Below are 14,803 nucleotides of genomic sequence, written 5' to 3'. Positions count from 1 at the left end.
CTATCTTTAATTTCTAATTTTATTAAAAATGAAATCGATTTTAGTATTTTTACTTGGTTTATTACTTATTTCTTGCACTTCAAACAAAAATAAATTTACAATGAATAACAAAATTGTGATTGCTCACAGAGGCGCTTCTGGTTACTTACCAGAACATACGCTAGAGTCTAAAGCTATGGCTTACGCAATGAAACCAAATTTTATAGAGCAAGATTTAGTACTCAGCAAAGACAATGTTCCTATTGTTATTCATGATATTTATTTGGATGATGTTACAGATGTTGCAATAAAGTTTCCTCATAGAAAAAGAGAAGATAATAGGTTTTATGTAATAGATTTTACTTTTGATGAATTGCAAACTCTTAATGTTTACGAGCGTTTTAACCCAAAAAATGGTAAGCAAGTTTATAAAGACCGATTCCCTACCAAAACAGGTAACTTTAAATTACATTCACTACAACAAGAAATAGAATTAATACAAGGTCTAAATACTTCTACTGGCAGTAATATCGGAATTTATCCAGAAATTAAAGCTCCAGAATTTCATAAAAATGAAGGCAAAAAACTAACAGAAATTGTTTTAAAAGTTCTTACTGATTATGGCTACACCAAAAAAAAAGACAATTGTATTTTACAATGTTTTGACGCCAAAGAATTAGAAAGAATTAGAAAAGATTTAAAGTCTGATTTGTTTTTGGTACAATTGATAGAGTTTACTGAAGAAACTAAGCAGTTAAAACATTTTGCAAGTTATGCCGACGGAATTGGGCCTTGGTATAAGCAAATTCTAGATAAAAAAATTAATGGTAAATGGCTGTTTACTTCTTTAGTTTCTGATGCACATCAATTAGGATTAAAAGTGCATCCTTATACATTTAGAGCAGATGCTTTAGATGACTTTTTTACGTTCGAAGAAATGATGCAAACCTTAATTTATGAAGCAAATATAGACGGTGCTTTCACCGATTTCCCAGATAAAATGGTAAACTTTATAAACTCTAATGATTAAGATGGATAAACTTACTTATAAAATTAGTCATGCCACAAATAATTTACAGATTTATAATACAGAGAACGAGTGCCTATTTTTTTCTAGTTGGTTTTTAGAATTTGGTAAAACAACAGCAGAAATTTACAATACCGAAGAAGAAATTATTTATAAAATTATCAAGAAATTTAAATTTTGGAAATGGCGAATTTCTTATGAAATTGAAACTAAAGAAGGCAAAAAATTAATTTTAATTTCTGATAACAAGCAAAATTCAATTTTTAAACTTCAATTAAATGAAGATGTTTTTGAAGTTAAAATTCATTATTTTGATAAAAAATCTATTTTTAAAAATGGAAATAAAATTGCAGAAATAAATGATTCTTTTTCTACCTCTAAAGAAAAAAATATCAGTAATGTATTGCTTTCTGATAAAGAAGATTTAGAATTTGTATTTGTTATATTTTCTTGTTTAAAAACTGGTGAAACACATCAAAAACCAATAATGAAATCTCAAAAAGAATGGATTTCTATAAAAGATGAATGGTCTTCTTAGTAATACAAAAAATTAGCAAACATTTTAGCCCTGATTGAAGCAGCATCCTTTTTATTTTTAATTTTTGAAGTATGAATAAATTATAAATAAAAAGATATAGCGGAAAGCAGGAAATAGCTTCAAAAAAAATTAATTAGTAACTTCTATTAATTTATTTCTATACGCGGTTAATAATTTCGATTTCGAGATAAAACCAACATATTTTTCATTTTTTACAACAGGTAAGTTCCATGCATTGCTATCTTTAAATTTTTGCATCACTTTTTCTACCGAGTCATTATGAAAAATTATTGCTGGCGCAGATTTCATAAAATCTGAAACAAAAGTTGTTTCGTATTGTGATTGATCGAACATCATTGGTCTAACATCATCAAGTAATACAATTCCTAAAAAGCGTTTTTCGTTGTCTAAAACCGGAAAAATATTACGTTTCGATTTTGCTACTGCATTTTTTAGCATTGCGCCAAATGTAGTTTCTGGTGTAATTGGTATAAAGTTTTTTTCTATTAATGTATCTATTCGCATCATCATTAAAACATTTTTGTCTTTGTTGTGCGTAATTAATTCCCCTCGTTTTGCCAACTCTACCGTGTAAATAGAGTTAGAAATAAAGTATTTTGTAAAAGCAAAACTTATAGCAGCAACCAACATTAATGGTACAAATAAATCGTAACCACCGGTAATTTCTGCAATTAAGAAAATTGCGGTTAAAGGAGCGTGTAAAACTCCGGCCATTAAACCTGTAATACCAATTAATGTAAAATTAGATTCTGATACAGAAAAACCTAATTGATTGATAATTTTAGCTATTGCATTACCCAACACAGAACCCATAAATATTGTTGGTATAAAGATGCCTCCAACTCCGCCAGCAGCAAATGTGGTTGTCATTGCAATTGCTTTAAACACTGCAATTATTAACAACATAAAACCTACCATATACGCGTTATTTAAATCTACATTATAAGGTATATCTTTTAAAGCATTTGCTGTATTGCCATTTAACAAACTATTTATTAAACCGTAACCTTCACCATATAAAGGCGGAATTAAATACAACATAATTCCGATAGCAATACCGCCAATAATCAATTTTTTAAACGGACTCGAAAATCGCTCAAAAAAACGTGTTATTGCAAAATACATTTTAGAAAAATATACGGATGCTATTCCTGTAAAGAAAGCCAAAACAATATAAAAAGGAATATCTTTTACTTGAAAGACATCTACCAACTTAAACCCAAACAAAACATCTGTTCCTGCAAAAAAATAAGAGGTAATTATTGCCGAAACCGATGCTAACAATAACGGAACCAAAGATGCAAATGCTAAATCTAAACTAAAAATTTCGACAGCAAAAATAATAGCAGCTACAGGCGCCTTAAACATAGAAGACATTGCACCAGCAGTTGCACAACCAATTAACAACAATCTGGTTTTTGCATTCATATGAAACAATCTAGCAACATTAGACCCCAAAGCCGCACCAGTACTTACCGCAGGCCCTTGTAAACCTGCAGAACCACCAAAACCAACTGTTAACGGTGCTGTTATTAAAGAAGCAAACATTTTGTAACGTTCTATAATTCCATTTTTTTTAGAAATAGAATGCAATGTTGTAGATATACCGTGCCCAATTTCTTTTTTAATAATAAACTTTTTAATAGAGTACACTAAAAACAAACCAATTATAGGAAAGATAAAGTACAACGAATAATGGTAGTCTTTTATTAAATTTCCTTCTAATAAATCTTCTATAACAAAAGTTAAATACTTTAATATGAAGGTTCCAATACCTGCTAAAAAACCCACAAAAACACTTAAAACATAAATAAATTGTCTTTCAGAAATATATTTATATCTCCAAATTAAAACCTTTTTAAGTATTTTATATTTGTTCGGCATTTAGTTTTTAATAGATAGAAAATCTGTACCTAAATAAGTATTGTCTTTATTAAAATACCAAGCTCTTGCTTTTGGCATTTTAATATTATTTACGGTTTCTAAATTAGAAAGTAGAATGTATTCACCATCATTTTTGGTCTCATCTTTAAAAAATTGATACACTTGCATTGCATACGTTTCAGGATCAAAATAAAAGTACCAAGTATCTTTACCTACTTCTTTACTGTAAGTTGCTTTTAAAACCAAATAGTCTTTTCCTTTAAAAGTTTTCTTTACTACTTTTTGATCGATAATTGTACCATTATCTTTTAACTTCATTGGCAAACCGTACAAATAAGTGTAATAGTTTTTCATGAATTTTGCACGTTCGCAATTTAAACTGTATTTCTTTTTTTGTGCTTCGGATGGATTTGTGTTACCATTAATAGCAAAACTGCAATCTGTTTTATGCACTGCATATTCTGTAACAATTGTATCTCTTACTGCTTTTAAAAAAAAGTATTGTTCTGGCAAATTAATTCTGATTCTACTTTTTCTAGGACTTCGTTTCGGGGTTTCCATCGTTACAAAAAATTCTCCAGAGAAAGTAGACCAATTACCATTTGGATCGTGAAAATTAATTGCTTTCTCTAAAAGTTCATCCCCAGTAATTTCTTGTGAAAATAGTGTTATCGATACTAAAAGTAAAAAAAATGTAGCTAAGTTTTTCATAACTTAAAAGTAATAAAAAATCCCGCAAAAGCGGGATTTCTAATTCTATTCTTTATCTTGAATATTTAATTTCAAACTTAATTCTGTTAGTTGCTCATCGTCTATAAAAGCCGGTGCATCTATCATTACATCTCGACCAGAATTATTTTTTGGAAACGCAATAAAATCTCTAATTGTTTCTTGTCCGCCTAAAATAGCAACCAATCTATCCAAACCAAAAGCCAAACCTCCGTGAGGTGGCGCTCCGTATTCAAAAGCATCCATTAAGAAACCAAACTGTGCTTTCGCTTCTTCCTCAGAAAAACCTAAATGCTTTAACATTGTTGCTTGAATTTGCTTGTCGTGAATTCTAATAGAACCTCCGCCAATTTCGTTTCCGTTTAAAACTAAATCATACGCATTTGCTTTTACTTCTCCTGGTTTAGAATCTAACAACTCTAATTGCCCTGGTTTTGGCGATGTAAATGGATGGTGCATTGCGTGGTAATGACCCGTTTCTTCATCTAATTCTAATAACGGAAAGTCGATTACCCAAAGTGGCGCAAATACTTTAGGATCTCTTAATCCTAAACGCTCTGCTAATTCCATACGTAAAGCAGACATTTGAGCTCTTACTTTATTAGTATCACCAGATAAAACACAAACTAAATCACCTGGTTTTGCTCCTGTAATTTCTGCCCATTTTGCTAAATCTTCTTGATCATAGAATTTATCTACAGAAGATTTGAACGTTCCGTCTTCGTTTACACGTGCATAAATCATCCCTAAAGCACCAACCTGCGGACGCTTTACCCACTTTATAATATTGTCTATTTCTTTTCTTGTATATGCGTTTCCGCCAGGAACTGCAATACCAATTACCAATTCTGCAGAATTAAAAACACCAAAATCTTTGTGTTGTGTAACAGCATTTAACTCGCCAAACTCCATACCAAAACGAATATCTGGTTTGTCATTTCCATACAAACGCATTGCATCATCATACAACATTCTTGGAAATTTATCTACCTCTACATTATTTACTTCTTTTAGTAAATGACGTGTTAATCCTTCAAAAATATTTAAAATATCTTCTTGCTCTACAAACGCCATTTCACAGTCAATTTGTGTAAACTCTGGTTGTCTGTCTGCACGTAAATCTTCGTCTCTAAAACATTTTACAATCTGAAAATATTTATCCATTCCACCAACCATCAATAATTGTTTAAATGTCTGCGGCGATTGTGGTAATGCATAAAATTGCCCTTCATTCATTCTAGAAGGTACAACAAAATCTCTTGCGCCTTCTGGCGTAGACTTTATTAAATATGGCGTTTCAACTTCTATAAATTCTTGATCAGACAAGTATTTACGAACTTCCATTGCTACTTTATGACGAAAAATTAAACTGTCTTTAACAGGGTTTCTTCGAATATCTAAATATCTATATTTCATTCGGATGTCTTCTCCTCCATCCGTTTTATCTTCAATTGTAAATGGTGGTAATTTTGCTTCGTTTAAAATTTCTAATTTAGAAACTAAAACTTCTACCTCACCAGTTGGTATGTTTGTATTTTTAGATTCACGTTCTATTACCGTTCCTGTAACTTGTATTACAAATTCTCTACCTAAAGATTTTGCCTTATCCATCATTTCTTTTGGCGTGCGCTCTTCATCAAAAATAAGCTGAGTAATTCCGTATCTATCACGTAAATCTACCCAAACCATAAAACCTTTATCACGTGATTTTTGTACCCAACCCGCTAAGGTTACCTCTGTATTTATATGCGATGCTCTTAACTCGCCACAAGAATTACTTCTATACATTATTTCTAAAAATTTAAGATGCAAAATTAAACAATTTCCTATTAATATTAGTTTTTTGGGCGTTCATTTCTTATCAGAAATGGCCCGCTTTTCGCACTCGCTTTTTTCGTACCTCAAAAGAGCTCAAACAAATGCTACAATCGGTAACGCAGAATCCGTCTTATTCTTTGTAAATTTGCTTTATGAGCGTAATAAATATTCAAGAAAAATTTAACTTGTTTCAAGACTTATGGTCTCCAAAAAAAGTTGGGCAATTAAACGGACAACAAGTATTATTGGCAAAATTAAAAGGCGAATTTGTTTTTCATAAACACGACAATGAAGACGAACTTTTTCTAGTTATAAAAGGAACTCTAGACATCGAATTACGAGATAAAACAGTAACTTTAAACCAAGGAGAATTTTATATTGTACCCAAAGGTGTAGAACACAAACCTATTGCAAAAGAAGAAGTACATATTGTTTTATTTGAACCTTTAAACATAAAACACACCGGAGATGTTATTGCAGATATTACTGTAGAAACGTATGAGTCTATTTAACAATAAACTTTTATTAGTTTTTCTTTTTGATTACTGATAATTAAGAACCGATTAAAAACAATGAGTAAATTATATTTAGTACCAACACCAATTGGTAATTTAGAAGACATGACTTTTAGAGCTATAAAAGTTTTAAAAGAAGTAGATTTTATTTTAGCAGAAGATACACGTACAAGTGGTAAATTATTAAAACATTTTGAAATTGCTACGCAAATGCACAGTCATCATATGCACAACGAACACAAATCTGTAAAAGGAATTGTACAAAGAATTCAAAACGGAGAAACGTGTGCTTTAATTTCTGATGCCGGAACGCCTGCAATTTCAGATCCTGGTTTTTTACTAACAAGAGCTTGTGTAGAAAATAATATTGATGTTGAGTGTTTACCTGGCGCAACAGCTTTTGTACCAGCATTAGTAAACTCTGGATTGCCAAATGACAAATTTGTTTTCGAAGGATTTTTACCCGTAAAAAAGGGAAGACAAACTCGTTTTCTTTTTTTAGCCGAAGAAAAAAGAACCATGATTTTTTACGAATCGCCACACAAACTCGTAAAAACTTTAGGCCATTTTATAGAATATTTTGGCGCAGAAAGACAAGTTTCTGTTTCAAGAGAACTCACAAAAATGTTTGAAGAAACTGTAAGAGGAACCGCAACTGAAGTTTTAGCACATTTTACCAAAAAACCTCCAAAAGGAGAAATTGTAGTAATTGTTGAAGGAAAATCATCTAAATAAAACTAAAAACCTCAATAAATAGAAAAATTATTTATTGAGGTTTTTAATTATCGCTTAATAAAATTCTTAATTCTTCGTTGTAATTAATATAACACCATTTGGTGCATTATATTTTTTTAAAGCTTTTTCACCTTTTAAAACCTCCATTTTTTCAATATATCTTGGCGCTAAAGAGTCTAAAACTTTTCTACTTGAAACCACACCATCTATAATAACTAGCGGCTCATTTTTAGAGTCTTTGGTTAATAATTTCTCTTTTTTTTCTTTATCAGACCAATCTATAGATTTATACTGCTTTGTATTAATTATAATGACTCCATTTGGGGCATTATAAGCAGATTTAGCTTGATCTCCTTTTAAAATATGCATCGATTCTATTTGAGATTGATCTATTAACTCAACAGGAAACTCAAACTTTTTTCCGTCTACTATAATTAGTGGCTTTTTATCATCTTTTACTTTTAAATATAGGTTTTTCTTATTTGTATTTTGAGCTAAAACAGTAAAATTACACGCCATTAATAGCACTAATAAGATGGTTATTTTTTTCATGATATTTATTATTTTAATTTAGTTTTTATTCTTGTTTAGTATACACAATTATCAATTCGTCTTCAAAAATGATGGTTTCATTATCAGTAAACATACTTCTTGCTTCATTAAGTAAAAGTTCTTTTTCTTCAATGCTCTGCTCATTATTAGAAAAACTATAAAAACCTAACATAATTAAAACCGCTACAGAAGCTACAGCTCCAAAAAATTTATATCTAAAACTGTATTTGTTTGCTATTTTAGGTTCAAAAGAATTCCATAGTTTATCATTAAAATTATTTGGAGCAACTTTTTTGTTAATTTTCACAAAATTTGCCCAATTCCCTAATCCTTCTTCGGTATTCTTTACACTATCAAACAAATAAGCTTCTTCTTTTAAAGTAGTATTACCTAACTTATATTTTTCTACTAAGTTTTTAATATTTTCCTCTTTCATAACTGTATGTTTTTTCTAAGGTTGTACTAATTTGTTTTCTGGCTCTAGAGAGTAAAACTCTTACATGCGAGGTTTTAATTTGTAATGCGGCAGCTATTTCTTCAAAATCGAAACCATCTAAATCTCTCATTATAAATACTTCTTTCTGTTGCTCTGGTATCGTTTTTAAAATTGTGGTTATGTGGCTATTCAACTCTTCCCACTCTAAATTTAGATGCTCATTTGTAGATTTTACTAATTTTAAAACATCCGAAGAATCTTCTAATACAACTTTCTTTTTTCTTAATAAATCTAAACAATAATTACGAGCAGTTAAGACTACAAAACCCTTAATATTAGGATGTTTACTTAACTGTTTGCGCTTGTGCCATAATTTTATCATTATTTCTTGTATTGCATCTTCTGCTTTAGAAGTACAGCCCAACATTCTACTTACCATAGGAAATAGCAATTCTGATAATGAAAAAACGCTATGTTTAAAGTCTTGTTTGGTCATTCTATATATATAACGTTAAAGTAGATATATTTATAACAGCGATTTGGTTTTTATTTGAAAATTCTTAAAAATTTGATTTTACTTGTAGTATTTTTGACTTGATAATCTTATCTCATTCAAAAACAAAAAAATGATCATTCAAGAATTTAAGACAAAGTTAAAATTGAATCCTAGCGCTATATTATTTGCTGACACAATGCAAGTAATAGAAGACAACTATAATTTTACACCAACTGCTTTTAAAAACGGAACTATCGAAAATAAAGCAGGTGAAAATGCTGGTTCTTGTAAATTATTTGCTTTTGCAAAACTTCAAAAATTAACCAAAGAAGAAACTTTATTTTGTTTTGGTGAACATTATAAAAATGTTTTAGAGGATGCAAACGGTACTTCTCACCAAAACATTAGAAACTTTATGAACACAGGTTTTGATGGTTTAACTTTCGAAAGTGAGGCATTAACTTTAAAGTAAATAAGTTCATAAAATTAGTAATTGCATTAAACTTAGGTTTTATTCTGTTCTATTTTTGATGAAAATCTAATTTTATGGAATCTAAACATTACGACGTTTTTGTAATAGGAAGCGGAATTGCAGGACAAACAGCTGCAAAAATTTGTGCCAAAAACGGACTAAAAGTTGCTATTGCAGACAAACAAGCCTTTGGCGGCACTTGCGCTATTAGAGGTTGCGATCCTAAAAAGGTAATGCTTCAGTTTGCTGATGTTTTAAAAAAAACAGCAGATTTAAAAGGTTTAGGTATTAAAAAAGTTCCAGAGATTAGTTGGAAAGACATCTTAAAATTTAAAGATTCTTTTGTAAAAAAAGTACCTAAAGAAACCGAAGAAAATTTAACGGAATTAGGTGTCGATTTATACCATCAAACTCCAAAATTTAAAAGTAAAAATGAAATTTTGGTTGAAGGAAAATTAATTTCCGCAGATAAGTTTGTTATCTCAACTGGTTTAACGCCAAGAAAACTAAACTTCGAAGGTGCTAATTTACTAAAAACTTCTAGTGACTTTTTCAATCTAAAAAAACTACCAAAATCGGCTATTTTTATAGGAGCTGGTTATGTTAGTATGGAGTTTTCTTATCTTTTGGCTACACTTGGTTGCAAAGTTACAATTATAGATAGAGGTGAAATGGCGTTGTCTCAATTCGAACCTTTTTTAGTAAAAAAACTTGTAGATAAAATGCAAAAGAGTGGCGTAAATTTTGTGTTTGAAGCAGAAATTGATTCCGTGGAAAAACTTAGAAAAAACTATAGAGTTCATTTTAAACAAAAAGACAAGATAAAATCAATTAAATCTACTGTAGTATTTAATACATCTGGTCGTGTGCCAGCAACAAATTTATTAGATTTAGAAAACGCAGATATTAAAAACGACAATACTGGTGTTTTAGTAAATAATTACCTTAAAAGTAATAGCAATAAAAATGTGTATGCTTGTGGAGATGTTTCTAGCAAATCTTTGCCATTAACACCGCTTTCTGGTTTACAAGGCTATATTGTTGGTAACAATATTTTAAAAAATAATTCGAAAAAATTTAGCAATCCGCTGGTGCCTTCTGTCGTATTCACAAATCCTAATTTGGCTACAGTTGGCTTAACAGAAGAAAAAGCTAAAGAGCAATTTAGTGCTATCAAAGTTTTTAAAGGTGATGCATCTCACTTTTACAATGCAAAAAAAGAAAATGCAGATTTATATGCTTATAAAATAATTGTAAATGATAAAACAAAAGTTATTGTTGGTGCTCATTTATTATCCGCAGAGGCAAATGAATGCATTAATATTTTTTCGATGGCAATTCATCAAAAAATGACGACTAAAGAATTTAAAAAGCTTATTTTCACATATCCTTCTTTTGCTAGCGATTTAAAGTCGATGCTAAAAGATTCAGATTAAAATACGTGAAACAACTTTTATCAGAAATAAAAAATTGCAGAATTTGTGAACCTCATCTAGATTTAGGAGAAAATCCTGTTGTTACTGCTCATAAAAATTCGAAAATTGTAATTATTGGGCAAGCTCCCGGAACAAAAGTGCACAAATCTGGAATTCCTTGGGATGATGCAAGCGGGAAACAATTACGTAAGTGGTTAAATGTTAGTGATAAAGATTTTTATGATGTTCAAAAATTTGCCATAATTCCGATGGGTTTTTGTTATCCTGGAAAAGGAAAATCTGGAGACAAACCACCAAGAAAAGAGTGTGCCCCACAATGGCATCAACAATTATTCGATTTTATGCCAAATTTAGAATCGGTTATTTTAATAGGCATGTATGCGCAGAATTATTACTTAAAAGAAAGAGCAAAAAGAACACTTACAGAAACGGTAGATAATTATCCAGAGTATTTACCAAGCTATTTTGTGCTTCCGCATCCTTCGCCAAGAAATCGATTTTGGTTAACAAAAAATCCTTGGTTTGAAAAAAATGTAGTCCCTACTTTACAAAAAACAGTTTCTAAAATTATCAAATAAAAAAACTACATTTATAACTTCTAAATTTAGAGTTATGCTTAAAAAAATTGTTGCCTTTTTAATAGTATCAATACTTATAATCAGTTGTAAAAAAGAAGATGACGTTGTTATACTTTCTACTGATAATTATTCTAATGTAATTAATAAAGAATTTACAGGAGATTTAGCCTACGTAACAACTGCTTTTGTAGAAAAATACTGGCGTGTAGTTGGTAATACTGGCTTTAACGAAAGTGTTTTTAATATTGCTAAAAACTTAGAAAAAGCAGGTTTTATTTTAGAAGAAAAAGCTACCGAAGGTAATTTATTAACCTATAGAATCGAAAAAAGACCTTTAAAAAGACCAACTTGGGAATCTGTAAATGCTAACGTAAAAATTAAAGGAGATACTACTTATTTGTTAGAGCATGCAACTAACAGAAACATGATTGCGTTAAACTCTTATAGCACACCAAAAAAAGGAATTGAAGCTGATGTTGTGTATATTAAAGATGTAAAAAATCTTGCTAAAACAGATGTAAAAGGTAAAATAGTATTTGCAGAAACGAGTCCGTATAGAATTTTTAAAACAGCAATTATTGATGGCAAAGCAGCCGGAATTTTAACCTATAATAATCCTGATTATTTACAACCAGAAAAAAACCAAACTTCTATTCAATTCAGATCGATTCCTTTAGATACCGTTCATAAACCTTGGGCAATTGCACTCTCTTTTGAAGCTAAAGAACGCTTAAAAAAGTCTTTAGAAAAAGGAAAAGTAACTTTAAATGTAAACGTAGAAACTAAGATTTATCCATCGGAAGAATTAACAATTGTTGCAGATATTAAAGGTACAGAAAAGCCTGAAGAACGTTTGGTATTTAGTGCACACATACAAGAACCTGGCGCAAATGATAATGCTACCGGAGTTGGTGTTGCTCTAGAAATGGCAAGTTTAACAGCAAAATTTATAAAAGATAAAAGCTTAACCCCTAAAAGAACTCTAACTTTTTTATGGGGTGATGAAATTGTTTCTACAAGAAGATATGTTCAAGAAGATTCTATTAGATCAAAAAATATAAAATGGGGAATTTCTTTAGACATGGTTGGTGAGAATACTGATAAAACTGGCGGAGTATTCCTTATCGAAAAAATGCCAGATCCGAGTGCTATCTGGACACGTGGAAATGATAAACACACAGAATGGGGTGGTTCTAAAATGAGTTTAGACCAAATGAAACCACACTATTTAAATGACTTTTTAATAAATAAATTTAAAGCTCAAGGTAAACTTGCTAATTGGCAAGTAAGTACAAATCCTTTTGAAGGTGGTAGTGATCACGTTCCTTTTTTAAGAGAAAATATACCGAGTGTTTTATTTTGGCACTTTACAGATCAATTTTACCATACAGATAATGACAGAATTGATAAAGTTTCTAAAACGACTCTTAAAAATGTAGGTACAACGGCATTAATTGCCGCATACACTTTATTAAATGCTGATACGAAAACAGCAAAATCAATTATAACTGAAATTGAAACCGCTGCAAAAAATAGACTTAATGAAGAACTTAAGCAAAGTAAGATAGCTATAAACAACAATCAATCTCTAGAAACACAAATAGAAATTATTACTGCTTGGAATAATTGGTATCAAAAATCAATAGAAACCACCGCAGATTTAGTTATCAATAAAAATGATATTACTAAAGAAATCGATCGTTCTAAAAAGTTAATAGATTCGATCTCTAAAACTATTATATTTAAGCTTGCAAAAAATTAAAGCAGTAATTTTTGTTTGCTCTTTTCTATTTTTTGATACATTTTATTAAAAAACATTTTTCTAGCAACAGAGCTTTCGCCAGAAATATTTGTAGAATATTGCAGTTGTTTATTTAAATGTTTTTCTACTTGAGCACTTGTTTCTACATCTGTTACTTTAAAATAAGTTAAATTAGTATAGGGCACAAATGCTTTTTTTAAAGTATCTGTTTGCATAAAGATAGTATCTGATAAAGAGATAAGATTATTGCAATATAATTTAAAAGTATTATCGTTTACCGCTCTCTTTTCATATTTAGCCTGTTGTTCTAATTGCTGTAATGTATTTACCAATCCTTCTAAAATTGCTATAGCTTCACCTTCTTTTAATAAGCCAATTTCAAAAAAGTAAGTTATTTGGTTTATTAAATTATCTATTGTAAAATCGTTCCAAATTTCTATTAAAGCTACTTTTTTATAATTTTCTAGAAAAGAATCATAAGCATTTAAAATGGTATCTGAAGGGTTAAAATTAGCAAAAGAAATTGTTTTAACATTCTCTTTTTTTGGCAACATACTTACTAGCAGATATATTCTAAATTTTTTTAAAATACTATTATTAATATGATAACAAGGTAGATCATTTGCACAGCTTATAATTTTTCCTTTTTTAGAATTTAGTACTGCCTTAATTTCAATATTACAATTATTTAAATAATTGTATAAGAAATCTATAGAAATTTCACCGTGGGTTTTCTCTACGCTTATCACCTTATTTTCTGATGAGTTTTCTGATGATAAATTTTTAAGATCTAAATTGTAGTGTTTAGATAAAACAAGCGCTTCGTTTAAAGTAAGTGCTGTTTTACCTTTAATTCTTCTGTAAGCTGCATCGTAATTTACATCTAAAACACTAGCAACGTCTTCAATTAAAGAGACATTTTTTGGTAAGTTTTCTCTAATTAACTTAAATAATCTTTCTTCTACCTTATTCATTCTGTCCTATCATTCACTTCTATCAAATTTTACAAAATATAATTTGCCATTTTGTGAAATTTGCAATAATAACCTTCTTTATTTCACTAAATTTGAAATTAAATTGAAGAGGTTGGGGGACCTTTACATTTTAAAAAACAAGCCTTTTCAGTATTATTTGAAAAGGCTTTCTTTTTGTAAATATAAAAAGTTTCTACGTAATTTTAAAATTAAACATGTTTACCAACTTCAAAACCATGTTTTCCTAAGTACTTATCGCCACTTTCAATTGCATCTTCTTCTAGGGTTGTTCCCATAGAATCATTCCATCTATTTAAGTAGCCAAATAAAGAAATTACACCTAACATTTCTACGATTTCTCCTTCGTTCCAATATTTATATAATTCTTCTTTAATTTTTGCATCTACAGCATTTGGCACCATTGATGCTGCTAAAGAAAAATCTAATGCTGCTCTTTCTGCATCAGAAAAAGCAGGATGCGTTTTATACTCCCAAATATTATCTAATTGCTCTTGTTCTGCACCATAACGCTCTGCTGCTCTAATTGCATGTGCTTGGCAATATCTACAACCAGTAGCGTTACTAGAAACCCAAGCAATCATTCTTTTTAACGCAGAAGTTACTTTACCTTCGTTTGCCATAACTGCTTTATTTAGATTGATAAAAGCTTTTGATATTGCAGGCCTACGCTGCATTGTTAGTACTGAATTAGGACAAAAACCTAAAGTTTCATTAAAAAATTCTGCTAACTTTTTTGTTTCTAAATCATGCTCTGCTTCTAGAGGAGTTACTAATGCCATATTTTTATATCTTTAATTAATTTGTGCTTACATTTGTATTAAAGCACAATT

At 29.9% G+C, this 14,803-nt stretch carries 16 protein-coding genes; 8 read left to right on the top strand and 8 right to left on the bottom strand.

Annotated elements, in window-relative coordinates:
• Positions 1-28: 28 nt before the first annotated feature.
• Together glpQ and BXQ17_RS12555 are read left to right on the top strand one after the other, a co-directional pair.
• Positions 29-1,009: a glycerophosphodiester phosphodiesterase gene (gene glpQ / locus BXQ17_RS12560; protein WP_077810970.1), complete on the top strand. Its 981-nt coding sequence runs from the start codon at positions 29-31 to the stop codon at positions 1,007-1,009.
• A gap of 1 nt (position 1,010) precedes the next feature.
• Complete coding sequence (locus BXQ17_RS12555; RefSeq protein ID WP_254712380.1) at positions 1,011-1,544, top strand: hypothetical protein; 534 nt, start codon at positions 1,011-1,013, stop codon at positions 1,542-1,544.
• A 129-nt stretch (positions 1,545-1,673) separates the two neighbouring features.
• Here BXQ17_RS12555 and BXQ17_RS12550 read toward each other — a convergent pair whose 3' ends face one another.
• The 3 genes from BXQ17_RS12550 to aspS are packed head-to-tail and all read right to left on the bottom strand — an operon-like array spanning position 1,674 to position 5,966.
• Positions 1,674-3,449: a chloride channel protein gene (locus BXQ17_RS12550; RefSeq protein ID WP_077810968.1), complete on the bottom strand. Its 1,776-nt coding sequence runs from the start codon at positions 3,447-3,449 to the stop codon at positions 1,674-1,676.
• Positions 3,450-4,160 carry a DUF6503 family protein gene (locus BXQ17_RS12545; protein WP_077810967.1) on the bottom strand — a complete coding sequence of 237 codons (711 nt, stop codon included), beginning with the start codon at positions 4,158-4,160 and terminating at the stop codon, positions 3,450-3,452. It lies immediately after the preceding gene.
• 45 nt (positions 4,161-4,205) lie between these two features.
• On the bottom strand, positions 4,206-5,966 hold the full coding sequence (gene aspS, locus BXQ17_RS12540; RefSeq protein WP_077810966.1) for an aspartate--tRNA ligase: 1,761 nt from the start codon (positions 5,964-5,966) through the stop codon (positions 4,206-4,208).
• A 182-nt stretch (positions 5,967-6,148) separates the two neighbouring features.
• Here aspS and BXQ17_RS12535 point away from each other — a divergent pair, with 182 nt between their 5' ends.
• On the top strand, positions 6,149-6,508 hold the full coding sequence (locus tag BXQ17_RS12535) for a cupin domain-containing protein (RefSeq protein ID WP_077810965.1): 360 nt from the start codon (positions 6,149-6,151) through the stop codon (positions 6,506-6,508).
• 60 nt (positions 6,509-6,568) lie between these two features.
• Complete coding sequence (gene rsmI / locus BXQ17_RS12530; RefSeq protein ID WP_077810964.1) at positions 6,569-7,246, top strand: 16S rRNA (cytidine(1402)-2'-O)-methyltransferase; 678 nt, start codon at positions 6,569-6,571, stop codon at positions 7,244-7,246.
• 66 nt (positions 7,247-7,312) lie between these two features.
• Here rsmI and BXQ17_RS12525 read toward each other — a convergent pair whose 3' ends face one another.
• From BXQ17_RS12525 to BXQ17_RS12515, 3 genes are read right to left on the bottom strand one after another with little or no spacing between them, the layout of a single operon-like run.
• A complete protein-coding gene (locus BXQ17_RS12525) occupies positions 7,313-7,798 on the bottom strand; it encodes a hypothetical protein (RefSeq protein WP_149025908.1) in 486 nt (161 codons plus the stop codon).
• A 25-nt stretch (positions 7,799-7,823) separates the two neighbouring features.
• The gene (locus BXQ17_RS12520) at positions 7,824-8,234 is read right to left on the bottom strand and encodes a hypothetical protein (RefSeq protein ID WP_077810962.1); all 411 of its coding nucleotides are present in this window, start codon (positions 8,232-8,234) and stop codon (positions 7,824-7,826) included.
• The gene (locus tag BXQ17_RS12515) at positions 8,215-8,730 is read right to left on the bottom strand and encodes an RNA polymerase sigma factor (protein WP_077810961.1); all 516 of its coding nucleotides are present in this window, start codon (positions 8,728-8,730) and stop codon (positions 8,215-8,217) included. The genes BXQ17_RS12520 and BXQ17_RS12515 overlap by 20 nt, the downstream gene beginning before the upstream one ends.
• Before the next feature lie 130 nt (positions 8,731-8,860).
• Here BXQ17_RS12515 and BXQ17_RS12510 point away from each other — a divergent pair, with 130 nt between their 5' ends.
• The 4 genes from BXQ17_RS12510 to BXQ17_RS12495 all read left to right on the top strand — a co-directional run bounded on the left by BXQ17_RS12510 (position 8,861) and on the right by BXQ17_RS12495 (position 12,978).
• Positions 8,861-9,202, top strand: a complete 342-nt coding sequence (locus BXQ17_RS12510) for a HopJ type III effector protein (protein WP_077810960.1) — start codon at positions 8,861-8,863, stop codon at positions 9,200-9,202.
• A gap of 74 nt (positions 9,203-9,276) precedes the next feature.
• The gene (locus BXQ17_RS12505) at positions 9,277-10,638 is read left to right on the top strand and encodes an NAD(P)/FAD-dependent oxidoreductase (RefSeq protein ID WP_077810959.1); all 1,362 of its coding nucleotides are present in this window, start codon (positions 9,277-9,279) and stop codon (positions 10,636-10,638) included.
• A 5-nt stretch (positions 10,639-10,643) separates the two neighbouring features.
• Positions 10,644-11,216, top strand: coding sequence for a uracil-DNA glycosylase family protein (locus tag BXQ17_RS12500; protein WP_077810958.1), 573 nt, complete (start codon positions 10,644-10,646; stop codon positions 11,214-11,216).
• 34 nt (positions 11,217-11,250) lie between these two features.
• On the top strand, positions 11,251-12,978 hold the full coding sequence (locus BXQ17_RS12495) for a M28 family peptidase (RefSeq protein WP_077810957.1): 1,728 nt from the start codon (positions 11,251-11,253) through the stop codon (positions 12,976-12,978).
• On the opposite strand, the gene BXQ17_RS12490 is transcribed toward BXQ17_RS12495, so the two are convergent.
• The gene (locus BXQ17_RS12490; RefSeq protein ID WP_077810956.1) at positions 12,975-13,952 is read right to left on the bottom strand and encodes a hypothetical protein; all 978 of its coding nucleotides are present in this window, start codon (positions 13,950-13,952) and stop codon (positions 12,975-12,977) included. The two genes, BXQ17_RS12495 and BXQ17_RS12490, sit on opposite strands and share 4 nt — an antisense overlap.
• Before the next feature lie 209 nt (positions 13,953-14,161).
• The gene (locus tag BXQ17_RS12485; RefSeq protein ID WP_077810955.1) at positions 14,162-14,752 is read right to left on the bottom strand and encodes a carboxymuconolactone decarboxylase family protein; all 591 of its coding nucleotides are present in this window, start codon (positions 14,750-14,752) and stop codon (positions 14,162-14,164) included.
• Positions 14,753-14,803 lie beyond the last annotated feature (51 nt).

Origin of the sequence: Polaribacter sp. BM10, assembly GCF_002005425.1 — a bacterium.
GTDB classification, from domain to species: domain Bacteria; phylum Bacteroidota; class Bacteroidia; order Flavobacteriales; family Flavobacteriaceae; genus Polaribacter; species Polaribacter marinaquae.
Note: the sequence above shows the minus strand (reverse complement) of the source record. Positions and strands in the feature narration are given on the sequence as shown.